Source organism: Archangium lipolyticum (genome assembly GCF_024623785.1).
GTDB lineage: Bacteria > Myxococcota > Myxococcia > Myxococcales > Myxococcaceae > Archangium > Archangium lipolyticum.
In genome coordinates, this window is record NZ_JANKBZ010000020.1 from 169192 (window position 1) to 191659 (window position 22468).

At 68.1% G+C, this 22468-nt stretch carries 15 protein-coding genes and 1 other RNA gene; 4 read left to right on the forward strand and 12 right to left on the reverse strand.

Features of this window, described 5'->3' with window-relative positions; all coding sequences use genetic code 11:
• The first annotated feature begins 246 nt into the window (after window positions 1-246).
• On the forward strand, window positions 247-5865 hold the full coding sequence (locus tag NR810_RS33785) for a sensor histidine kinase (RefSeq protein WP_257458580.1): 5619 nt from the start codon (window positions 247-249) through the stop codon (window positions 5863-5865).
• Here the strand turns inward: NR810_RS33785 and tyrS are convergent.
• From tyrS to ssrS, 4 genes are all read right to left on the reverse strand, one after another.
• Complete coding sequence (gene tyrS / locus NR810_RS33790) at window positions 5852-7114, reverse strand: tyrosine--tRNA ligase (RefSeq protein WP_257458581.1); 1263 nt, start codon at window positions 7112-7114, stop codon at window positions 5852-5854. The genes NR810_RS33785 and tyrS overlap by 14 nt on opposite strands.
• 52 nt (window positions 7115-7166) lie before the next feature.
• Window positions 7167-7958 (reverse strand): TIGR00282 family metallophosphoesterase, encoded by a 792-nt coding sequence (locus tag NR810_RS33795; protein WP_257458582.1) that lies wholly within the window; start codon window positions 7956-7958, stop codon window positions 7167-7169.
• A complete protein-coding gene (locus NR810_RS33800) occupies window positions 7955-8581 on the reverse strand; it encodes a 5-formyltetrahydrofolate cyclo-ligase (RefSeq protein ID WP_204219876.1) in 627 nt (208 codons plus the stop codon). Before NR810_RS33800 ends, NR810_RS33795 begins: the two co-directional genes overlap by 4 nt.
• Before the next feature lie 29 nt (window positions 8582-8610).
• Window positions 8611-8802, reverse strand: a non-coding RNA gene (gene ssrS, locus NR810_RS33805) — 6S RNA.
• 160 nt (window positions 8803-8962) lie between these two features.
• Here ssrS and NR810_RS33810 point away from each other — a divergent pair.
• The 3 genes from NR810_RS33810 (at window position 8963) to NR810_RS33820 (ending at window position 11217) form a co-directional block, all read left to right on the forward strand.
• Window positions 8963-9898, forward strand: a complete 936-nt coding sequence (locus tag NR810_RS33810) for a tetratricopeptide repeat protein (protein WP_257458583.1) — start codon at window positions 8963-8965, stop codon at window positions 9896-9898.
• Window positions 9899-9902: 4 nt separating this feature from the next.
• Complete coding sequence (locus NR810_RS33815) at window positions 9903-10844, forward strand: serine/threonine-protein kinase (RefSeq protein WP_257458584.1); 942 nt, start codon at window positions 9903-9905, stop codon at window positions 10842-10844.
• Window positions 10845-11049: 205 nt separating this feature from the next.
• Window positions 11050-11217 (forward strand): hypothetical protein, encoded by a 168-nt coding sequence (locus tag NR810_RS33820; protein WP_257458585.1) that lies wholly within the window; start codon window positions 11050-11052, stop codon window positions 11215-11217.
• Window positions 11218-11343: 126 nt separating this feature from the next.
• Here the strand turns inward: NR810_RS33820 and NR810_RS33825 are convergent, their stop codons facing one another.
• From NR810_RS33825 to glnE, 8 genes are all read right to left on the reverse strand, one after another.
• Window positions 11344-12492 (reverse strand): cysteine desulfurase family protein, encoded by a 1149-nt coding sequence (locus NR810_RS33825; RefSeq protein ID WP_257458586.1) that lies wholly within the window; start codon window positions 12490-12492, stop codon window positions 11344-11346.
• On the reverse strand, window positions 12489-13619 hold the full coding sequence (locus NR810_RS33830; protein ID WP_257458587.1) for a DHH family phosphoesterase: 1131 nt from the start codon (window positions 13617-13619) through the stop codon (window positions 12489-12491). Before NR810_RS33830 ends, NR810_RS33825 begins: the two co-directional genes overlap by 4 nt.
• An 11-nt stretch (window positions 13620-13630) precedes the next feature.
• Window positions 13631-14464: a deoxyribonuclease IV gene (locus NR810_RS33835; protein WP_257458588.1), complete on the reverse strand. Its 834-nt coding sequence runs from the start codon at window positions 14462-14464 to the stop codon at window positions 13631-13633.
• A gap of 3 nt (window positions 14465-14467) precedes the next feature.
• A complete protein-coding gene (locus NR810_RS33840) occupies window positions 14468-15304 on the reverse strand; it encodes a Fic family protein (RefSeq protein ID WP_257458589.1) in 837 nt (278 codons plus the stop codon).
• A 136-nt stretch (window positions 15305-15440) separates the two neighbouring features.
• Entirely contained in the window at window positions 15441-16775 is a 1335-nt protein-coding gene (locus NR810_RS33845; RefSeq protein ID WP_257458590.1) for an AAA family ATPase, read from the reverse strand.
• A gap of 66 nt (window positions 16776-16841) precedes the next feature.
• Window positions 16842-17789, reverse strand: coding sequence for a branched-chain amino acid transaminase (locus NR810_RS33850; protein WP_257458591.1), 948 nt, complete (start codon window positions 17787-17789; stop codon window positions 16842-16844).
• 80 nt (window positions 17790-17869) lie between these two features.
• Window positions 17870-19288: a patatin-like phospholipase family protein gene (locus NR810_RS33855; RefSeq protein WP_257458592.1), complete on the reverse strand. Its 1419-nt coding sequence runs from the start codon at window positions 19286-19288 to the stop codon at window positions 17870-17872.
• An 18-nt stretch (window positions 19289-19306) separates the two neighbouring features.
• On the reverse strand, window positions 19307-22333 hold the full coding sequence (gene glnE / locus NR810_RS33860; protein WP_257458593.1) for a bifunctional [glutamate--ammonia ligase]-adenylyl-L-tyrosine phosphorylase/[glutamate--ammonia-ligase] adenylyltransferase: 3027 nt from the start codon (window positions 22331-22333) through the stop codon (window positions 19307-19309).
• Window positions 22334-22468: the final 135 nt, after the last annotated feature.

Sequence of the window (22468 nt, forward strand, 5' to 3'; positions counted from 1 at the left end):
CGTCGTCGTTCCGGCCTTCCTAGAAGGCCCGAAGACAACGCTAGCGAGTTGAACTTTCGACCGGCAAGTGCAATCTTTGACCTGAAACGGTCCGAACTTCACCCAAAAGGGGCTCGGGAGCCATCCAGACGTTGCCCGCCCGGGGGCCGATGGGGGTCTCGATCCCTGGCTGCCCGAGTTTTCGGGGACCTACATATTCGAAGGCTGTTCTGCCTTGATGGGGGACCATTCATTGAGAGGGGTGGCGTGCTTCCAGGGGAATCTTCCGAGATTCATCGCTGCCGGCGCTTCGTGCTCCGCAGGCAGGTAACCGAGAGCGGGACGGTCGTGCTCAAGACCCTCTCCGGGAAGGTTCCGGTGCCGCGCTGGGCCCGGCTGATGCACGACGAGTATGCCGTTCTGCGCAGGCTCGACGTGCCTGGGGTCGAGCGGCCGATTGCTCTCGAGGGGCCGGAGGATGCGCCCACCCTCGTCCTCGAGGACGCGGGTTCCGAGGATCTCGAGCAGCGGCTGACCGGGGGACCGCTCCCGCTCGAAGGCTTCTTCGACCTCGCCCTTCAGCTCGCCGACGTGTGCGCTCGCATTCACGAGAAGGGGGTCGTCCACCGGGCCATCTCTCCTTCCCATGTGGTGCTCGGGGCCGACGAACGGGTGCGCCTGGTGCACTTCGTCGACGCGGCCGAGCTCGCGAGCATTGCCCGGGCGATCGAGCCCGAGCAGGTGTCCGCCCTGGTCTGGGCGTCACCGGAACAGACGGGACGGATGAACTGGCTCGTCGATTGGCGAGCGGACCTCTACTCCCTGGGCGCCACGCTCTACGCGATGCTCATTGGCGCGCCTCCCTTCCGCTCCTCGGATCCGCTCGAGCTCGTGCATGCGCACGTGGCGAAGATGCCGGTGCCCGCGTCGGTCGCGAATCCGCGCGTCCCGCAGGTGCTCTCCGACATCGTCCAGAAGCTCCTCGCCAAGATGCCGGAGCGGCGCTACCAGAGCGCGGAGGCCCTCGGGGCCGATCTCCGGGAGGCGCGGAGACAATGGCTCGTCTCCGGCACCATCGAGCCCTTCGAGCTGGGCCGGCTCGATCTCGCCCGGGAGCTACCGCTGCCGGAGCGGCTGTATGGACGTGACCACGAGCTCGCCGTGCTGCGGGATGCTCTCATCCGCGTCGCGGCGAACAGGACCGAGCTGGTGCTCGTGGCGGGTGAGGCCGGCTCCGGCAAGACGGCCCTCGTCGGGGCCGTACGGGATGCGGTCCTCATGGCCGAGGGCCGGTTCGTCTCGGGCAAGTTCGATCTGCGCGCGGCGAACATGCCGTATGCGTCCGTGGTGGAGGCGCTCCGGGCCCTCGCGCTCACGCTCCTCTCCGAGCCCATGGCGCGCCGGGAGGAGGTGTCCCGGCGGCTGCGGGAGGCGGTTCAGGCGAACGGCCGTGTGTTGATCGAGCTCATTCCGGAGCTTCGGGACGTGCTCGGTGCGCTGCCCGAGGTGCCCGGGCTCGGTCCCGTGGAGGCGGAGAACCGCTTCCACCTCACGCTCCAGGCCTTCGTCCGGGCGGTGGCCGCGGACCGGCCGCTCGTGTTCTTCCTGGATGATCTGCAATGGACCGACGCGGCGTCGTTGCGGATCCTGCGTGCGCTGGCCAAGGATCCGGAGAGCCGGCACGTCCTCCTGCTCGGTGCGTTCCGGACACGGGAGGTCGGTTCCAAGCACCCGTTGGTTCGCACCCTCGAGGAGATCCGGGACGCGGGCACGGCCGTCACGCGGCTGGAGGTGGGCCCCCTGTCGACCGGAGCGCTCGTCGCGCTGCTCTCCGACGTCCTCCGCTGTGAGCCGGAACGGGCGATGCCTCTCGTGGAGCTCATCCAGGGAAAGACGGCGGGCAATCCCTTCTTCGTCCGGCAGTTGCTCCGCTCGCTTCAGCGCGGCGGGCTGCTCGTCTTCGACGAGGGGCGGGGGACGTGGCTGTGGGAGCTGCGGCAGATCGAGCGGGTGGAGATCACCGAGAACGTGGTCGAGCTGATGGCGGCGGCCATCCGGAGGCTGTCGGAGGAGGCGCAGCAGCTCCTGCAGCTCGCGGCGTGCATCGGCAAGCGGTTGGAGCTCCATCTGCTCGCGGCCGCCTGGGGCAGGTCCGTGGATGAGATGGCCACGCGGTTGGGTGAGGTGCTCCGGGAAGGGCTGCTCGTGCCCGAGGATGAGCGCACGCCGCGCACGGAGGTGGCCTTCCGGTTCATCCACGATCGCGTGCAGCAGGCCGCCTACTCGCTGCTGTCCGAGGAGCGGCGGAAGCGGCTCCATCTGCGGATCGGCCGTGGCCTCCTGGAGCTCTTCCGCGAGGAGGGATTGGACGAGAAGCTGTTCGATGTCGTGGACCAGCTCAATCTCGGGAGCGAGTTGCTCACGGGGGACCGGGAGCGGGAGGAGCTCGCCCGATTGAACTACCGGGCCGGGGTCAGGGCGCGGCGCTCCGCCGCCTACGGGCCGGCACTCGCGTATTTCCGGAGTGGCCTTGCCCTGCTGCCCGGAGACGCGAGGCCCGTCCACGACGAGTTCTCGTTCCTTCTTCACCGGGACGCGGCCGAGTGCGCCTCGCTGACGGGCGAACATGGCCTGTGCCACTCGCTGGCGCGGGAGGGACTCCGCCACGCCGGCTCGATGGAGGAAGCCGCGGACCTTCACGCCCTGCGGATCTCGAGCGCGACGGTCACGGGTGAATACGAACTGGCGCTCCAGTGGGGATGGGAGGCGTTGCGCTCCTTCTTCGGGACCGAGCGGCCGAAGGAGGGCTTCGACGAGGAGAGCTTCGTACAGCGGGAGGCCATCGGGAGGCTCCTCGCGGGGCGCTCGCCCGAGAGCTTCGTCGACCAACCCCTCGTGACCCGGTCCGAGGCGCGGGTCTACATGAAGATCGTCTCCGCCATGCTGTTCCCCGCATGGTTCGTCGACCGCAAGCTCCTCATGCTCCTCACGGCCCGTGGGGTCTGCTTCACGCTGGAGCACGGTCACAGCAACGACTCGATCATGCCGTACGCCGTCTATGCGCAGCTGCTGCTGGGCATGGGAGAGCTTCGGGCCGCCGAGGGCTTCAGCCGTCTCTCCGTGGAGCTCGCGCGGAGGTTCGAGGATCGCCTGCAGGAGGTCCGCGCCTTCCAGCTGTACAACAACTTCGTGCGAGCGTGGCTGGCTCCACTCTCCACCTGTGTGACGGGAGCCCATCAGATCTTCGAGATGGGGCTGCGGTTCGGCGAGTTCCAGAACGCCGTCTATGGCCGCACGATGATCGTCATCTACTCGTTCACCGCGGGGATGGAGCTGGACCGGATCCTGGTCGAGCTGGATGAGGGGCTGGGGTTCTGCCGGCAGGTCAGGAGCGAGGGCGCGATCCTGAATCACCTGGCCTACCGGCAGGCCATCCGCTGTCTGAAGGGGCTCACGAGGGAGCTCAACCGGTTCGACGACGACGAGTTCACCGAGCAGGCGTTCCTCGCGGCCACATTGAACGAGCCGACGACGCGGTGCATGTACGACATCCTGAGGCTCCAGACCTCGTTCCTCTTCCGGGAGCTGGCCGAGGCGGATGCGCGGTCCGAGTCGGCGGCCCGTTTCCTGGACTTCCTGGGGGGTTACATTCCCTCGGCCGAGCACACGTTCTACACGGCGCTGAACCTCCTGGCGCGTTGTGATGGGGCCACGTTCCAGGAGCGCGCCGAGCGGCTCGGGCGTGTGGCCGCCCTGCGCGAGAAGCTGAGGCAGTGGGAGGAGGGGTGTGCGGAGAACTTCCGCCACAAGCGCCTGCTCGTGGACGCGGAGGTCGCCCGGGTCCAGGGCCAGTTCCTCGAGGCCACCGAGCTGTACGACCAGGCCATCGAGGCGGCGGCGAAGGCCCGCTTCCTCCAGGACGAGGCGCTGGCCAACGAGCTCTGCGGGCGGCTCTATCACGGGCACGGCCGGACCCGTGTCGCCCACCTGTACCTGTGCGCGGCCCAGAAGGGCTGGGCCCAGTGGGGAGCCCTGGCCAAGGCGCGGGCGCTGGATGACGAGTTCGACCTCAGTGGGGGCTCCGTGGGGCCAGGCGCCGTCGACGAGCGTGCCCCGCGGGCGGCGCTCGATGCCCTGAGCCTGCTCAAGACGGCGGAGACCATCTCGGGGGAGATCGAGCTCGAGCGTCTGCTGGGAAAGTTGATGGAGGTGTGCATCCAGGCGGCGGGCGCCGAGCGGGGCGTGCTCGTCGTCGAGGAGGAAGAAGGACCGTTCGTGCGGGCGGTCGGAGGCGCCACGCTTCCGGTCTCCACCGAAAGGGCGCCGCTCGCCGAGTCGCACGAGCTTCCCCGGGAGCTCATCGAGCACGTGCGCAGGACGCGGCGGGTCCTCGTGCTCGAGGATGCCTCCCGGGATCCGCGGTTCGCTTCCACGCCCTATTTCGAGGAGGGCAACGTGATGTCCGTCCTGGTGCTTCCCATCCAGCGCCAGGAGGCCCTGCTCGGCACGTTCTTCTTCGAGAACGATCTGACTCCACGCGCGTTCACGCGGGAGCGCGTCCGGGTGTTGGAGCTCCTGTCCGCCCAGATCGCCATCGCCCTCGAGAACAGCCTCCTGTTCGAGAAGTTCAAGGTGGAGGTGGAGGAGCGGAGGCGGGCGGAGCGGGCCGTGCGCTTCCTGGCCGATGTGAGCGCGCTGCTCGCCGAGTCGCTCGATTATCCGACGACCCTCCGCAACCTGGCGTCCTTCATGGCGCCTGCGTTCGCAGACTGGTGCATCGTCGACGTGATGGGGGAGGGTGGACGGATCCAGCGATTGGCCGGGGTGCACGTCGAGCCCTCGAAGGAGCGGAGTCTCCGCGAGCTCGAGGAGCGGTATCCGCTCGAAATGGGCTCGACCCAACCGGCGGCGCGTGTCCTGGCCTCGGGCAGGTCGCTCCTGCTGGCGGATTTCACGGATGACGTGCTGCGGGCCCACTGTCTCGACGCCGAACACTTCCGGCTCATCCGTGAGCTCGGGTCCCGGAGCATCATGGCCGTGCCGCTCGTGGCTCGCGGCAGGACGCTGGGGGCGATCACCGTCGGCTCCGCGGATCCGAAGCGCTCCTTCGGGCGGTCGGATCTGGCGCTCGCCGAGGAGCTGGCCCGCCGGGCCGCCATCGCCATCGACAACGCCCACCTCTACCAGGAGGCCCAGGAGGGAATCCGCGTCCGCGAGGAGTTCCTCTGCGTCGCGGCGCACGAGCTGAAGACCCCCATCACCTCCATGAGCATCGGACTCCAGTCGGTGGTCCGCAAACGCGAGCGCCCCTCGGAGGAACGTCTCCTCCGGGTCCTCCAGTCGACGGACAGGCAGGTGCAGCGGCTCTCGCGCCTGGTCGATGACGTGCTCGATGTCTCACGGCTCCACGCTGGGCGGCTCGAGCTCCATCTCGAGCGGGTGGACCTCCCGGCGGTCGTGGCCGACGTCGTGGAGCGTTTCGGCGAGAGCATCGCCCAATCCGGGTCGCGGGTGGACGTCCGGGCCGAAGCGCCCGTCGAGGGGCTGTGGGACAGGAGCAGGTTGGATCAGGTGGTCGCCAACCTGCTCGGCAACGCCCTCAAGTTTGGAGAGGGCCAGCCCATCGAAATCTCCGTCGTCCGGAGGGACGGCACGGCCGAGCTCTCGGTGGTGGACCACGGCATCGGTATCGCCCCCGATCGCCTTCCCCACATCTTCGAGCGGTTCGAGCGCGCGGTGCCGACCCGTCACTATGGCGGGTTCGGGCTGGGCCTCTACATCGTGAAGAGCATCACGGAAGCGCTCGGTGGCACGGTGCGCGTGGAGAGCACACCGGGCCAGGGTTCGAGGTTCACGGTGGTGCTCCCCGGGCTCACGCCAGCTTGATGCGCGCGGACTTGTGCTTGCCCACCTGGACCAGGTACTCGCCCGCGTCCAGCTCGTGCTTGGGGTCCGTGGCCTTCTCGCCGTTCACCCGCACGCCGCCCTGGCCCATCAGCTTGCGCGCCTCCGTGACGGAGGCCACCAGCTTCGCCTCCGCCAGCGCCTTGGCCAGCAGCAGCTTCGGGGCGCCCGCCATCGGCACCTCCACCAGCGGCTGATCCTCGGCGACGATCTTCTTCTGGGAGTAGCGCTCCTCCCACGCCTGCATCGCCTTCTGGGCCGACTCCGCGTCGTGGAAGCGCGCGGCGATCTCCAGCGCGAAGCCCGACTTCGCCGCCTTCGGGTGCAGCTCCCCGCGCAGCACCTTCTCCTTCAGCTCGGCCAGCTCCTTGAGCGTCCGGGACGACAGCAGCTCGTAGTAGCGCCACATCAGGTCGTCCGTGATGCTCATCAGCTTGCCGTAGATCTGCTCCGGCGACTCGCTGATGCCCACGTAGTTGTCCAGGCTCTTGGACATCTTGTCGCCGGTGATCTTCCCGTCGACCATCTTCGCGTCCAGACCCTCGAGGATGGGCCCGGTCATGATGACCTGCGGCTCCAGACCCTCTTCCTTCATGAGCTGCCGGCCCACCATCAGGTTGAAGAGCTGATCCGTCGCGCCCAGCTCCACGTCCGCCTTGAGCGCCACCGAGTCGTAGCCCTGCAGCAGCGGGTAGAGGAACTCGTGGAGGGCGATGGAGCGGTTCTCGCGGAAGCGCTTCTTGAAGTCATCGCGCTCCAGGATGCGCTGGAGCGAGTAGCGCGCCGCCAGGCGGATCATCCCCTCGGTGCCCAGCTTGTCCAACCACTCGGAGTTGAAGCGCACCTGCGTCTTCGCCGCGTCCAGCACCTTGAAGACCTGCTCCTGGTACGTCTTCGCGTTGACCTTCACCTCGTCGCGCGTGAGCGCGGGGCGCGTGGTGTTCTTCCCCGTGGGGTCGCCGATCAGCGCGGTGAAGTCGCCGATGAGGAACACCACCTGGTGGCCGAAGTCCTGGAAGCGCCGCATGCGCGTGAGCAGCAGCGAGTGGCCCAGGTGCAGGTCCGGGCGGCTCGGATCGAAACCGGCCTTGATGACGAGCGGCTTGCCCGTCTCATACGAGCGCTCGAGCTTCCTCTTCAGATCCTCGGGCACCTGGAGATCCACGGTGCCGCGGGTCACTTCCTCGAACTGCTCCTGGGGCGTCGCCTTGCGCAAAGCGTTTTCGGACATGGCGCAGCGCACCCTACCCGAAAATTTGACATAGGGGCCCGGAAACGGGGGGTTACGTGCCCGGCAGGTGCTCGCGCACCCGCTCGATGCTCCGCGCCTTGCCCGTCTTGTCATCCAGGTCGATCACCACGCCCTGGAGGTACACGAGGTTCTTGGCCACCTCGTAGGGGGTGTGGCGCAGGGTGATGAAGCGCTCGATGGAGAGCTCCTTCTTCACGCCGATGACGGAGTCCAGCGGGCCACACATGCCCACGTCGGTGATGAAGGCCGTGCCCCCCGGGAGGATGCGCTCGTCGGCCGTCTGCACGTGGGTGTGGGTGCCCACCACGGCGGACACCTTGCCGTCCAGGTGGGCGCCCATGGCGTTCTTCTCGCTGGTGGCCTCGCAGTGCATGTCCACCAGGATGCAGGGGGTCTGCTTGCGCAGCTCGGCCACCAGGTCCAGCGCCACCGTGAACGGGTTGTCCAGCGGCTTCATGAAGACGCGGCCCTCGAGGTTGAGCACCCCGAGCTTGCGCCCGTCCGGCGTCTGGATGACGGTGTGCCCCTTGCCTGGTGCGCCCTTGGGATAGTTGGCCGGGCGCAGCAACAGGTTGGGGTTGTCCTCCACCCAGGGGAGGATCTGCTTCTTGGTCCAGAAATGGTTGCCGCTCGTCAGGAGGTTGACCTCACTGCCGAGCAGCGCCTCGGCCGACTCGGGGGAGATGCCGGCGCCGCCTTCGCTGTTCTCCGCGTTGGCGACGACCAGATCCACCGAGTGGCGCGCGATGAGCTTGGGCAGAAGGGTGCGCACGGCCAGGAGCCCTGGCCGGCCCACCACATCGCCCATGAAGAGTACTTTCACGTGTCGACGAAGTCCCAGTCGCGGTACAGCCCGCGCAGTGTCTCCGACTCGGTGACGACGAGGTCCATGTCCACGTCCTCACTGGTGGTCGGCATGGTGTCGACGACCTGATCTCCGAAGGCCAGTCCCACCCGGCGGCTGCGCGCCGAGGCCGCCCGGAGCGTGGCGTCGTAGTACCCGCCGCCACGTCCCAGCCGCTTGCCATCTCGTGTGAAGCCCAGTCCGGGCACCACGAACAGATCGATCTGGTCCACCGGGATGAGCTCGGCGGAGTTGGTGGGCTCGCGTACTCCGAGCCTGCCAGGCTCCAGCTCCGCTTCGGACTTGATGGCCCGGAAGGACAGGATACGTCCATGGACGTGGGACAGCGGGTAGCAGACGATCTTCTCGTCCTGCAACGCCGCGATCAGGATGTCCCGTGTGGGCACCTCGCCCCGAATGGGGGCGTAGAGGGCCACCGTCCTCGCCTTTTGGTAATAGGGCGTTGCCAGGAATCGGGCCTGAACCTTCAACCCGCGCTCGTCGATGATGTCCGGCGTCATCGCCTTGCGCCGCGCCGTCAGCTCCTCGCGCAGCGACACCTTCCGAGCTGCCCCCTCTTGCGCCACCGTCTCGCTCGCCACCTGCCCCGCTCCCCGACAAGAGTAAGAAAAAGTCCCCCGCCGTATGGCCGTGTGCCTAGCGTCCATTGAACCCTAAAAAGCCAGGTGGGGTTCGAAGTCGTGGACCCGTAGGCTTCCCTCATCCCGCGAGGGGAGGGCTTGCACATGGGACTCGAAACGGACCCCGTGATGGACGTATCGGTTCGAATTTCTGCTGGGCATCACGCGCCCCGCAGGGGACAGCCCTTCAACAAACCTCTCCGTACGGCAAATCCTTGAAACTCCTGGGAAAACCCCAGGAGCAACTGAGGGAATGATAAGAACGTGGAGCGGATGGGTCAAGCCATCGGTGCGCGTTTACAACTCAGCCGACGGCCTCCTATGATGGAGGTGCTCCCGCCCATGGCGTCCGTGTTCAGAACAATCGGCCTCGCGGTCCTCGTCGCCGCGGCCCCTGGTGCCGCGTGGGCGGGGTCTCGTCCCTCGGGCAGCTATCGGGCGGACGTCTGGGGTCAGGTGGAGCTGAGCCTGACGCAGGAGCGCCTGGTCGCCTACACGGCCGGGGAGGGTGGGGCCTGTGGCTTCGCGCCCCGGAGCGCGGTGTTGGAGGGCGAGTTCCAGGGCAACGTGCTGGTGGGAGAGCTGACCGTGTGCCTGCGAGGGGAGTCGTGCCCGGAGGTGGACCGGCTGCCCGTGCTCGCCTTCTATGGCCCCTCGGACGGGACGCTGACGGCCTACGTGCGGCCGCGCGAGGGGTGTCAGGCGCCGGAGCTGGGCCCGGGGGGGCTGTTGGTGTTGAAGCCGGCCTGGGAGGAGGCGGAGGAGCCCGCGGCGGGTGTCTCACGCGCGGGGGGCTCGACCCTGGCGCGGCTGCGCACGGAGAAGAGGGACCCCGCGGCCGCCAAGGAGTCGCTGGAGAAGGGCACCCGGCTGCTGGGGGCGAAGGACTGGAGCGGCTCGGCGACCGAGTTCGAGCGAAGCATCACCCAGGATGACCGCAACTGGGTGGCCTTCTTCGGGCTGGGCACCGCCCAACTGATGCGCGGTCAGGCGCGTGACGCCGTGGAGGCCCTGGACAGGGCCCGCGTCCTCAACGCGCGCGAGCCGAGCATCCACTACCACCTGGCCTGCGCCCACAGCCGGCTCGGTGACAAGCGGAAGGCCATGGACTCCCTGAGGCAGGCGGTGAAGCTGGGCTTCGCCATCCCCGAGGGCTCGTTCCAGGATGTCGAGCTGGATCGGTTCCTGGGCTCGGAGCCCGAGTACCTGGGACTCACCAACCAGGCCATCCGGAACTACAAGTCGCCCGCCGGACGGCGGCAATACACGGGACCCTGAGCGCGTGAGCACTTCTCCCACGCCGCGGATTCCCCGCATCCTCGGCCCCTACGAAATCCTGTCGCAGCTCGGCAAGGGCGGAATGGCCGAGGTCTTCCGGGCCCGGGTCCGCGCCGGTCCCCGTCAGGGCTGGACCGTGGCCGTCAAGCGGCTGCTGCCCGCGCTCACCAAGGATCCCGCCTCCGTCTCCCTCTTCGCCGCCGAGGCCCGCCTCACCAAGCAGCTGGATCATCCCAACATCGTCCAGGTGCTCGACGTGGGGCTGGTGGAGGGCCAGTACTTCATCGTCATGGAGCTGGTGGATGGCCGCGACCTGGGCCACATCCTCCGCCGCTGCAAGCACCGCGGCATCTATCTGCCCCTGGACTTCGCCGTCTACCTGGGCCGCGTGCTGCTCGAGGCCCTGAGCTACGCCCACTCCGCCACCGGCCCCACCGGCGAGCCGCTGGGCATCGTCCATTGCGATATCTCGCCCTCGAACCTGTTCATCTCCCGGTTGGGCGATATCAAGCTCGGTGACTTCGGCGTGGCCCGCCTGCGCGTGGATGGGGTGCTCCAGGGTGGTGAGGTGCTCGGCAAGCCCTACTACCTGTCTCCCGAGGCCCTGCAGGGCGCGATCGATCCGTCGGTGGACCTGTGGGCCGCCACCGTCGTGCTCTACGAGCTGCTGACGCTGCAGCGGCCCTTCACGGGCTCCACTCCGGAAGAGGTCTTCACGAAGATCGTCTACCGGGACTACCTGCCGCCGAGCCTCATCCGCCCGGAGATCCCCGAGGCGCTGGACGAGATCATCCACAAGGGCTTCGCGGTGAATCCCGAGGACCGGTTCCCCTCGGCCGAGGCCTTCGCCGAGGCCCTGGCCCCCCACTACGACGAGCGCGTGGGCACCCCGTTGGCCATCGCCGCCGTGGTGCGCGGACTGTTCGGAATCAGCGACACGACATGACTCCCTCTCCCTCCGGGAGAGGGCCGGGGTGAGGGTATCTCGCCCCCAGGGTTGGCTCCGTGTCCGCCCCCTCTCCCCCTGGGAGAGGGCTGGGGTGAGGGTCAGCGCCTTCCTGCCTGTCCGCCCGTGGGATGCCGGTTGCCCGCCGCGTGTCGATCTTTCCCCGTACGACGGTGCGCGCCCATCGCGCGAGGGAGGATTCGACATGGCGACCGAGCAGGAGAAGAAGCCCCGCGAGACCCGTGAGGCTGACACGGAGCGCAAGGACGAGCGCAAGCAGACGACCCCCAACGAGTCCCATGAGGGCATGCCGGGCTATGGCCAGGCTCCCGAGGATGTCCGCGAGAAGAAGCTCCCTGATCAGAAGTGGTGAGTCCGGGAGGCGCTGGGACGGAGTGGATGCACGGGCTGGGGAGACCCTCACCCCAGCCCTCTCCCAGAGGGAGAGGGGGCAGACACGGAAGCAACCTGGGATTCGAATTACCCTCACCCCGGGGGGTTACTCCTGATTCAGGGCCCGGGCCCTCGGGACGTGCGTGGTGAGCGCCTCCAGCACTCGTTCCACCTCCACCTCCGTCGTCGTCGGCCCCAGGGAGAAGCGCAGTGAGCCGTGCGCCTGTGCCGGTGTCAGGCCCATCGCCAGCAGCACGTGCGAGGGCGTCAGTGTCCCCGATGCACACGCCGCCCCCGAGGACGCGCAGATGCCCTCCAGGTCCAACGCGATCAGCAGCGCCTCTCCATCCGCCCCGTGGAAGCACAGGTTGCTCGTGTTCGGCACTCGCGGCGCTCCTTCTCCGCTCACCGTCACGTCCGGGATGCGTGTGCGCACCTCCCGTTCGAACCCGTCCCGGAGCTTCTCCACCCTCGCCGCGTGCGCCGGCTGCTCCTCGTTCGCCAGTTCCAGGGCCAGGGCCAGCGCCTCCGCGTAGGGCACGTTCTGTGTCCCCCCACGCAGTCCCGCTTCCTGGTGCCCCGGTGTCAGCGCCTGCACCTCCACGCCCTTGCGCACCACCAGCACCCCCGCTCCTGGCGGGCCTCCGAACTTGTGCGCCGACAGCGCCAGCAGATCCGCGTCCACCTCGCGCAGGTTCGCCGGCAGTTTTCCCACCGCCTGCACCGCGTCCGTGTGGAACAGGATTCCCCGCTGGCGGCATGCCCTCGACAGCTCCGCCACCGGCTGCACCACGCCCGTCTCGTTGTTCGCCCACATCAACGAGCACAACAGCGTCTCCGGCGTCAGCGCCTCCAGCATCGCTTCCAGTGGCACCCGGCCGTCACGTCCCGGCCGCACTCGCACCACCTCCGCGCCCAGCGCCTCCAACTGCTTCACGGCCGCCAGTACCGACGGGTGCTCGATGGCCGAGGTCACCACGCGCCTTCTCCGGGACTCCTTCCGCGCCAGCCAGGTGCCCTTCAGCGCCAGCGCGTCCGCTTCCGAGCCCGAGCCGGTGAAGCACACCTCCTTCGGCTCACAACCCAGCACGCGCGCCACCCGGGCCCTCGCGGCATCCAGCCGCCCCCGGGCCTCGCGTCCACCCCGGTGCACGCTGGAGGGGTTGCCCCAGTGCCCCTCGGAGAAGGCCCGCGCCAGCAACGTGGCCACCTCCGGCCGTACCGGCGCGGCCGCGTTGTGGTCCCAGTAGATCACGGCGACGGCGCGGACAGCAGCGCCACCGGCCGCTCATCCGCCACTCCAAAGGCCTCGAGAAAGCGGCGCACCAGCTCCCGCTTGAGCGCCTTGCGCTGCGTCGCCCGTCCCGACAGCGGAATCCTCGCGCCCGCCATGCTGCCGTGGCCTCCCGCCGAGCCGCCGTAGTCCTCGCAGATCTCCCGGATGAGCCGGCCCGCGTTCATCCGCCGATCCTTCACCCTCAGCGAGAGGAACAGCTGGTTGTGGTACGTGGCGTACGCCAGCGACCACTTCATTCCGTCCAGGAACATCAGCCGCTCGGCCACCTCGGCCACCATGTCCGGCGAGTAGACCTCTTCCAGGTCCGTCACGATCGCCGTGTCCCCGTATACCTTCGCCCGCTCGAAAGCCGTGTGGTACAGCTGGAAGTACCGCGCCGGCAGCTCCGGATGCTCGATCTGGCTCAGCAGCTGCTTGTCCATCCGCGGGAACAGCCACAGGTACGTGTCGATGTCCGTCTGGGTCGTCTCGCGTCCCAGATCCCTCGTGTCCGCCTTCACGCCGTAGAAGAGCGCGGTGGCCACCTCCACCGAGGGCTCCAGCCGCGCGGCGCGCAGGTACTCCGCCAGCATCGTCGACGTGGCTCCGAAGTCACCCCCCACGTCCGCGAAGGGTGCCTCGAGGCTCTCGTTTCGCAGCGGGTGGTGGTCGATGACGATGTCCACCTCACTGCGCAGCCGCGGTGGAATGGCGTGGTTGCCCGTCGGGGGCTGCGTGTCCACCAGCGCCAGCAGGTCGTACTCGTCCAGATCCAACTGGGCGATGGGCACCACGGGCAGGCGCAGCACCTTCACGAAGGCGAGGTTCTCCGCCCGGCCGATGATGCCGCCGTAGCCCACCCGGGCCTCCTCCACATCCGCCCGCTCCTTCAACAGCTGCGTCAGCGCCACCGCCGCCGCCAGGGAGTCCGGATCCGGGTTGTCGTGGGTGAGCACGAGGGCCTTCTTGTGTCCCTTGGCTACCCTCAAGAGCCGCTCCAGCTTGGCGCGTGCCGGCAGGCTCGCGATGCGTGGTGGCGGGGACTCCGTGCCCTCTCCGCCCCCCGGCGTCGATCTGCGGCTGTTGGCTGTCGGTGTAGCAGGCATGGGTGCGGTGTTTACTTCCTCCGGCTCAGCGATTCGAGAAGCCTGATGGCTTCTGGATAACGCTCGGGGAAAGGGGTCTCCAGGATTCCAATGGTGTTGACGAAGCGCGGATCCTTCACGAGGCAGCGAAAAGGCGTGAGCCCGATTGCTCCCTTGCCTACCTCTTCATGGCGATCCACCCGGCACCCCAGCGGCTTCTTGCTGTCGTTGAGGTGGATGCAGTGCACCCGCTCCAGCCCCAGCACCCGGTCACACTCGGCCATTACCTCATGGTAACCGGCTTCCGTCGAAAGATCGTATCCGGCGGCGAACAGATGGCAGATGTCCAGGCAGATGCCCAGGCGCCCCGCATCGCCTACCCGGGACAGGATCTCCCCCAGGTGTTCGAAGCGCCAACCCAGGCAGTTTCCCTGGCCCGCCGTCACCTCCAGGCACAGACGTGACCGGAAGCGCGGCGTGCGCGCGTGCACCTCGTCCAGGGCCCGGGCGATCAGCTCCAGCCCCCGGCGCTCGTCCGGGTGTCCTCCCGGGTGGAAGATGAGGAAGGGGATGCCGAGGCGCTCGCAGCGGGTGAGCTCCTCGACGACGCAGTCCAGCGACTTCTCGCGCTGCGCTGGCTCCTCCGTCCCGAGGTTCACCAGGTAGCTGCCGTGCGCCACCACCGGCAGCCCCGTGCGCCGCACCTCCGCGTGGAAGGCGCGGCACTCCTCCTCGGTCAGGGGTGGGGCCTTCCAGCCCCGGGCGTTCTTCGTGAAGACCTGCAGGCTGCGCGCGCCATGCTCCTCGGCTCGCGCCAGGGCCCGGCTCACGCCTCCTGCGATGGACTCGTGAGCCCCGACACGCACGGCCTAGTTGATGGCCTTGTACCGGCGGCCCAGGTCCTTGAAGTACTTCACGCCGTTGTCCAACGAGTTCTCGATGGCGTCCATCAGCAGCGCGCGGAACAGACCCTCGGCGCCTCGCAGGGACTCGTAGTACCGCTGGCGATCGATCGAGTGGATGATCGCCGGCATGTAGCCGTTGCGCAGCAGCACGAGGTTCGTGAGCATCCGGCCGACCTTCCCGCTGTTCTCCGTGAAGGGGAAGATCTGCATGAACTTGTGCTGCGCCACCGCCGCCTGCTTGATGGGGTGGAACTCGCGGAACTCGGCGCTGCCCGTGTAGTCCACCAGCTTCTCCAGCATCGGCTGGATCTTCGCGGGCTGGGCGATCTCGTGGAAGTAGGTGCGGTGCAGGGGCATGTCCTTGCGGTAGCCACTGCGATCGCGCTCCTTCGCCAGCTCCTTCTCCGTCCGCTCGCGCCGCTCGATGTTGGCCCGGATCGCCTGCGCCTCCGGCGTGTTGCCGCACAGCAGATCGTGGATGCGCTTGATGGTCGTCAGCGTGATCTGCGTCTGCTTCTTGCCGTTGGCGGCGGCGTCCTCGCGCAGGTAGTCACACGCGGCCTTGTGGTTGCGGATCTCCAGCACCACGGGGATCATCGCCGGGTCCATGCTGGCCCGCTCGGGGAACAACGCCGACACCAGCTCCTGCTGGGTGTACACGGTCCCTTCGAGCGCCGCGTCGTGGTAGATCCACGACATCTCGAACTTCTCGAGGAAGTCGCGACCCTTCTCCTTGAAGATGCCAAGGTAGTCGCGCAGCGCTTCGTTCTTCTCGTCGATCTCTTGGTAGCGTTCCTTCACGGACTTGACGCTCCTTCACACCGGCTCACGGCAAGGACCGGCGGGTCGGACCGTGATGAGCCCGACCAGCGGGGACAACGGGTGCCGGATTGTAGAAATTCCAGGCATTTAGGACAATTAAAACGCTACTCTCCGCTCACAGGCTGACGAGGAAGACCTCGCATGCCTGGTCGAGCAGATCCTTGGACAGGGCCGGAGGAATCTGCCGGTAACGCGCCGCGTCCTTGATGAGCTGCACCAGATCGCGCGGGTGGCAGGCGCGCATCTGCATGCTCCGGGGCTTGTAGTAGTGCTCGATGAGGTAGGTGACGGCCTGCTCCACGTAGGGGATGCCGGCCGCCTCGCACACGCGGGCGAAGATCTCCCGGTACGTCTCCTCGTCGGGGTTCGTCACCTCGATCTTGTACTTGATGCGCCGCAGGAAGGCCTCGTCCACCAGCTCCTTGGGGTCCAGATTGGTGGAGAAGACGAGCAGCTGATCGAAGGGGATTTCGAACTTCTTGCCCGTGTGCAGGGTGAGGAAGTCGATCCGCTTCTCCAGGGGGACGATCCACCGGTTGAGCAGATCCGTCGGATGGACCTTCTGGCGGCCGAAGTCGTCGATGAGGAGCATCCCGCCGTTGGCCTTCACCTGGAACGGGGCCTCGTAGAAGCGCGCCGTGGGCGAATAGATGAGGTCCAACGTCTCCAGCGTCAGCTCGCCGCCCACCACCACGGCGGGGCGCCGGCACAGCTGCCAGCGGTTGTCCATCTCGAAGGTCTGCCGGCGGCCCGCCGCGTCGCGCTCGGACTCCAGCGTCACGGGGACGTGGTTGAGGGCGTCGAAGACCTTGATGATCTGGTTGTCGATCTCCAGACAGTGGGGGATGAAGACCTCGCCACCGAACATGCGGCTGATGGCCTCGGCGAGGCTCGTCTTGCCGTTGCCCGGAGGGCCATACAGGAACAACGAGCGGCCCGAGTTCACCGCCGGGCCCAGCCTGTCCATCAGGTCCGCGGAGACGGTGAGATGGGACAGGCCCACCACCAGGTCCTCGTTGCTGATGACGGGGCTCTCCTCCGTCTGCGCGGTGATGAGGGCGTTGTACTGCTCGATGGGCACGGGGGCGGGGCCCACGTAGGTGCTGCGCTCGATGGCGCCGCGCGCGTACTCGCGCCCCTTCTCCGAGAGGATGAAGTCCACCGAGGCGCGCCCGAAGCCCTTGCCTCCCCGGAGGTCCACCAGCTTCTCGCCGGCCAGGAAGTCCACCACCTTCTCGATGACGCCGGGCCAGGGCAGCCGCAGCTCCTGGGCGATGTCCATGCCCGTGGCGGTACCCTGGTAGTACAGGTACCGCAGGGCGATATCCGACAGCAGGCCGATCTTCAGCCCCGTCTCCTCCAAGGACTTCGGCTCTGGAGGAGCGATGTCGAGGATGGCCGGGTTCTCGAGGTTGAAGGGATTGGGAATGACACCGGGCTCGGGACGCATCGGCCCCAGGTTCTAGCCGATCCGCCCCCTTCCGGCACGTCCCGTGAGCCCCTGGCCGCCAGGCACTCAGACGTAGGTGAGCCACTCGGTGTAGCGCGGCTCCTGGCCCCGGACGGCGCGGAAGTAGGTCTCCTGCACATACTGGGTGATGGGGCCGGGCTTTCCGGTACCCACCATCCGGTTGTCCACCTCGCGCACCGGGGTGATCTCCGCCGCGGTGCCGGTGAAGAAGACCTCGTTGCAGATGTAGAGGGCGTCACGGGTGACGGTGACCTCCTCCACCTCGCGGCCGGAGTCGCGGAGGATCCGGAGCACCGAGTCGCGGGTGATGCCGTCGAGGATGGGCGAGGAGAGGGGAGGGGTCTTGATGATGCCCTTCTTGTTGACGAGGAAGATGTTCTCCCCGGAGGCCTCGGCGACGAAGCCGCTGATGTCCAGGAGGATGGCCTCGTCATAGCCGGCGAGCACGGCCTCGCGCTTGGCGAGGATGGAGTTGACGTACTGGCCGGAGATCTTCCCGCGAACCATGTTCACGTTCACGTGCAGCCGGGTGAAGGAGCTCACCTTGGCGCGGATGCCCTCGCGGATGCCCTTGTCCCCGAGGTACGCACCCCAGTCCCAGGCGGTGATGGCCACGCGCGTGGGGTTGATGGCGCCCAGGCCCATGGCGCCGTCGCCCATGAAGGCGATGGGGCGCAGGTAGGCCCCGTTGGCGAAGAGATCCTTCTGCTTGCGCAGCAGCTCCAGGCACGCCTCGCTCAGCTGCTCCGGGGTGAAGGGCAGCTTCATCATGCAGATGTGCGCCGAGTCGAACAGGCGATCGATGTGTTCGCGAAGGCGGAACACCGCGAGCCGTCCATCGTAGGTGCGGTAGGCCCGGATGCCCTCGAAGACCCCCAGCCCGTAGTGCAGGGCGTGGGTCATCACGTGCACCTGGCCTTCGTCCCATTTGATCAGCTTTCCATCGAGCCAGATCTGGTCGGAGCGCAGGACGTTGGCGGAGGTCGAGCTCATTCGGGGTTCCTCTTCGTCGGGAAGGAGAAGACGGCCCCGAGGTTTTCTTCCAGATGGACCTTTGAAGTCAAAGCATGCGGTCAGCCGAGGTACGGAAGTGGAGAGAGCATGCGCGTCAGGAAGGGCATGTCCGGGCCGAGCTGCTTGCGGCCGAAGTGCATGGCCTTGGTGGCGAGTTGTACGGAAGGCACCAGCTCCAGGGGAGAGAGGGTGGGGCCGAAGCGCTTCACCTGGTGGGCGTAGGGGAGGTTGGGCGCCACCGTCATGGCGGCGAGCCGTTGCAGCGGCAGCCAGAAGGGCGTGCTGAGCCGGGGCGCGAAGCCATCCAGCGCGAGGATGAAGGCGTTGCGCGTGCCGAGGTTGCCATGGTGCACCGCCTTCCAGGCCGCCTTCACCGGGAGGTTGTCCACCAGCCCTCCGTCCATCAGCCGGAAGATGCCCTTCTCCTCCATCAGCCCGTTGAGCAGGCCGTGCATGTTCGTGTCGTCGCGCAGCACGTCGTAGTGGATGACCCCGGGCAGCGCCGAGGAGAAGCCCGCCGCGTCGATCGCGTCGAAGTGGGACGTCTTCTCGTCCAGCCCCAGGTGGAGCTTCACCATGATCTCCGGCCGGGTGAAGAACTCGGCCAGCGTGCCCATCACCGCCTGGATGCGGCGCGCCACGCCCGCGGGGCTCAGCAGGCTCACCGGGCTCGTGCCCAACAGGCGCTCGTAGTACTCGAGCGGCCTGGGCAACATGCCCCGCCGGATGCCCCCCACCGCGACGAGGATGGGCACCGGGAGATCCTTCAGCCGCAGGCCACCCGCCTGGTTCGGTCCCGCGTCGAAGTAGCGGCCCAGGCCCGCGCGCAGGAAGAGGCGCAGCGCCGCCGGCAGCCCGTAACGGTTCTCCGTGGAGATGAACCGGAAGAGCTTGCGCCAGGACAGGCTGCGGATGATGCCCACCAGATCCGACTGGTCGAAGCGCGCCATCCGCGAGCGCATCAGCATCAGGATGGCGCCCATCGAGGTGCCCGCCAGCAGCGACGGCTTGAGGCCGTGCTCGTCCAGCAGGGCCATCACCCCCATGTACACGTAGGCCGTGCCCCCTCCGCCGCCAGCCACCACCACCAGCGACTTGTGCTGTAGCTCGCGGTGCAACACCTCCTCGGGCACATGCCCCCGCAGGCGGTGGAGCAGCTCGTCGCGCACCTGGAGCGTCCGCGTGCGCAGGTCGCGCACGTGTGGCACCAGTTGATCCCGGGTGATGCGGCGCTTGCCGAGCAGCACCGGGCCGAGCCTCCGCGTCACGTCCTCGCGGAAGGGCGTGGTCCACGTCTCCACCGAGTGATCATGGCCCTCGTGGCGCAGCCTGTAGAGGCGCGCCAGGGAGAGCGCGGTGCGCAGCACGGTCTCCTCGCGCGAGTCCAGCAGCGAGGGCGAGTCCAGCGCCGCGCGCACCAACACCAGCTCCATCTCTTCGAGGGGCCGGAGGATCTGGAAGCGTTGCTTCAGCAGCACGAGCGAGGCAGTCCGGGTTCAACGTGAGGCACGCAGCACCCGAGCATACACGTCCCGGACGCGCGCGGCGCTGGCTCGATAGCGGGCGAGGAACGTTTCTCCCGGGTCGGCGCGCAACACGCCCATCCGGCGCGCGAGCTGCGCCAGCGGTCTGCCGCTGGTGGGCATGTGCGCCAGGGAGCTGGCGTGCACCAGCCGCAGCCGGTTCTCCACCCGTCTCAGGAAGAGGTAGCCCTCGCGCAGCACCTCGGCGTCCTCGGGCGAGAGGCGGCCTTCGGCCTGGAGCCCCTCCAGCGCCGCCAGGGTGTTGGTGCTCCGCACCCGCGGGTGCTCCCGGCCGTGCACCAGTTGCAGGTACTGGACGGTGAACTCCACGTCCACCAGCCCTCCCTGGCCCAGCTTCGGGTTGAGCTGTTGCGCGCTCTCGTGGGCCAGCTCCCGCTCCATGCGCGTGCGCAGCCGGTCGATCTCCGCCGCCGCGCCCGGAGGCAGGGGACGCTCGTACACGAGCGGAACGAGCACCTCCTCCCGCAGCGCCTGGAAGTGCGTGGCGTCTCCCGCGGCCGGGCGGGCCTTGACGAGCGCCTGTCGCTCCCAAAGTTGCGCCCGCTTCTGGTGGTGCTCGCGGAAGGCGTCCTGGCTCACCACCAGCGCCCCCTGGTTCCCCGACGGCCTCAGCCTCGCGTCGATCTTGTAGAGGTGCCCCTCTCTCAGTTGCACCTGGAGCAGCGTCATGAACCGCTGCACCGTCTTCGCGAAGTACTCGTGGTGGGTGATGGCGCCGCGGCTGCCTCCGCTCGTCTCCGCCTGGCCGTTGCCGCTGTAGACGAAGATGAGGTCCAGATCCGAGTGGTAGCCCAGCTCGTACCCGCCCAGCTTGCCCATGGCGATCACCACCAGCCCCTCGCGCTGCCCGCTCGCGTTCAGCGGCAGGCCGTAGCGCTCGCGCTGCTCCTCCATCGCCAGGAAGAGGCACTCGTCCAGGATGGCGTCCGCCACCGCCGTGAGCTGCCTCGCCACCTCCGGCACCGTGAGGTCTCCGCCGATGTCGTTGAGCCCGATCCGCAGCACCTCCTCGTTCTTGAAGCGCGGCATCGCCCCGTGCTTCGTCTCCGCGTCCGGGGGCCGCGCCAGCCTCGCGCTCAGCTCCTGACGGATGCGCTCGGGGGACTTCACCGCCTCGTCCAGCTGTGCCTGCACCAGCGCGTCCAGCAGCTCCGGGTGCCGCAGGAAGATGCGCGAGAGGTAGTCGCTCTGCCCGAAGAGGTTGAAGAGGCGCCGGCTCGCCCGGGGCATGCTCGTGAGCAGTGCCAGGTAGCCCTCGGGTTGGTGCAGCCGCGCCAGGAAGTCCGAGAAGTGCAGCAGCGCCTGGTCCGGATCCGGCGTTTGTGCCAGCTCCGACAACAGGCGCACCGCCTTCACCCCCGCGCCCCCATCCACGAAAGGGGAGTGGGGGACTCGCGCCAGCCGCTCCAGCTCGGCCAGCGCCCGCTCGGGGTTCTCGAAGCCCCGCTTGTCCAGCGCCGCCTGCCGCTCCTGTGGGGACAGGTCCGGGTCCAGCGCGAGCGCCAGGAGCGGTTCATCGGGGAGCTCGTCCCGCGCCGTCTGGCCGAGCAGGGTGTTGAAGGCGCCCAGGACGAAGCGGCGGTGCCGCTCCAGCTCCGCGCCGAAGGTGTCCCAGTCCGCGAAGCCCAGCGACGTGGCCAGCCGGCGCCGCTCGCGCTCCCCCGTGGGCAGCGCCTGTGTTTGACGCTCCTCCAGCATCTGCAGCCGGTTCTCCACCCGCCTCAGGAAGACGTACGCCTCCTCCAGCGCGTCCACGTCCGGCCCCGATACGAACCCCGCTCGCTCCAGCTTGCGCAGCGCTCGCATCGTCCTCGCCTCGCGCAGCGTCGCGTCCTTTCCTCCCTGTAACAGTTGGAGCGCGTTGACGAAGAACTCCACCTCCCGGATTCCTCCCGGCCCCAGCTTCACGTCATCCGCGCTCGCCTTGCCTCGAAGGTCGATCTGCGCCTTGAGCTCCCTCAGCCCGTCCACCGCCGACAGATCCAGGCTCCTCCGCCAGATGAACGGGCTCAGGTCGCTCAGCAGCTCGTTCGCCAACTCCGCGTCCCCCGCCACCACCCGTGCCTTGAGGAACGCCGCCCGCTCCCACATGCGCCCGAAGGTCTCGTAGTACGACAGCGCCGCTGGCAGCGAGATAACCATCGCCCCCGCTCGCCCCTGTGGCCTCAGGTTCAAATCCACCCGGTAGCAGAAGCCCTCCGCCGTCACCTTCGTCAGCGCCTGCGTCACCGTCTCGCCCAGCCGCGTGAAGTACTGCACGTTCGGCAGCGCCCCCGCCGTTCCCCCCGTCGTGTGCCCGTCCCCGCGGTACAGGTAGATGAGGTCCACGTCCGAGCTGAAGTTGAGATCCTCTCCTCCCAGCTTGCCCATCCCCAGGATGCAGAAGCCCGGCGTGTCCGGCGTGCCGTACTTCGCTCCTAGCGAGCGCTCCGCCCAGGCCAGCGCCGCCCCGATGAGCGCCTCCGCCAGTGCCGTGTGCTCCCGGCCCAGCTCCGCCATGGGCGCTCGCAGCGCCGCGTCGCGCACCATGAGCCGCAGGTACTCACGGTACTTGTAGCGCCGCAGGCGGCGGTGCAGCCCCTCCGCGTCCGTTGGTGCGATCCGGCACGTCGCCGCCAGTGCCTCCCGGTGGTAGTGATCCCGGGGTTTTTCTCGTGTCATCGTTCGCGAGCCCGCCAGCCAGCGCAGCAGCCCCGGACGGGTCACCAGCTGCCTCGGCACGAACGTGCTCGCGTGGAAGACCGCCGGCAGCCAGTCCAGCAGCCGGCACAGGGTGGGTTCTGGCAGGCCCTGCAGGCCTTCTCGGATCCGGTCGAAGGCCGCTACCACTTCGTCCGGCTCTGACGTCTTCTTCGCCGCTTCGTGGATTCGCTCGGCTGCGCTCGCTCCGAGTGATTCGGCCTGCGCCCCTAGCTCCTTGGCCGCTCTCTTCGGGTTCTCGAAGCCCTCCGCCCTCAGTGATTCCTCGGTCCAGGTCATCTCGGGCCCATTTCGCGGAGGGCTCTTGATGACCCTCACCCTGGCCCTCTCCCAGAGGGAGAGGGGATTGACTCGGGGTTGAACCCGGGGCGGTCGGTACCCTCACCCCGTCCCTCTCCCGAAGGGAGAGGGACG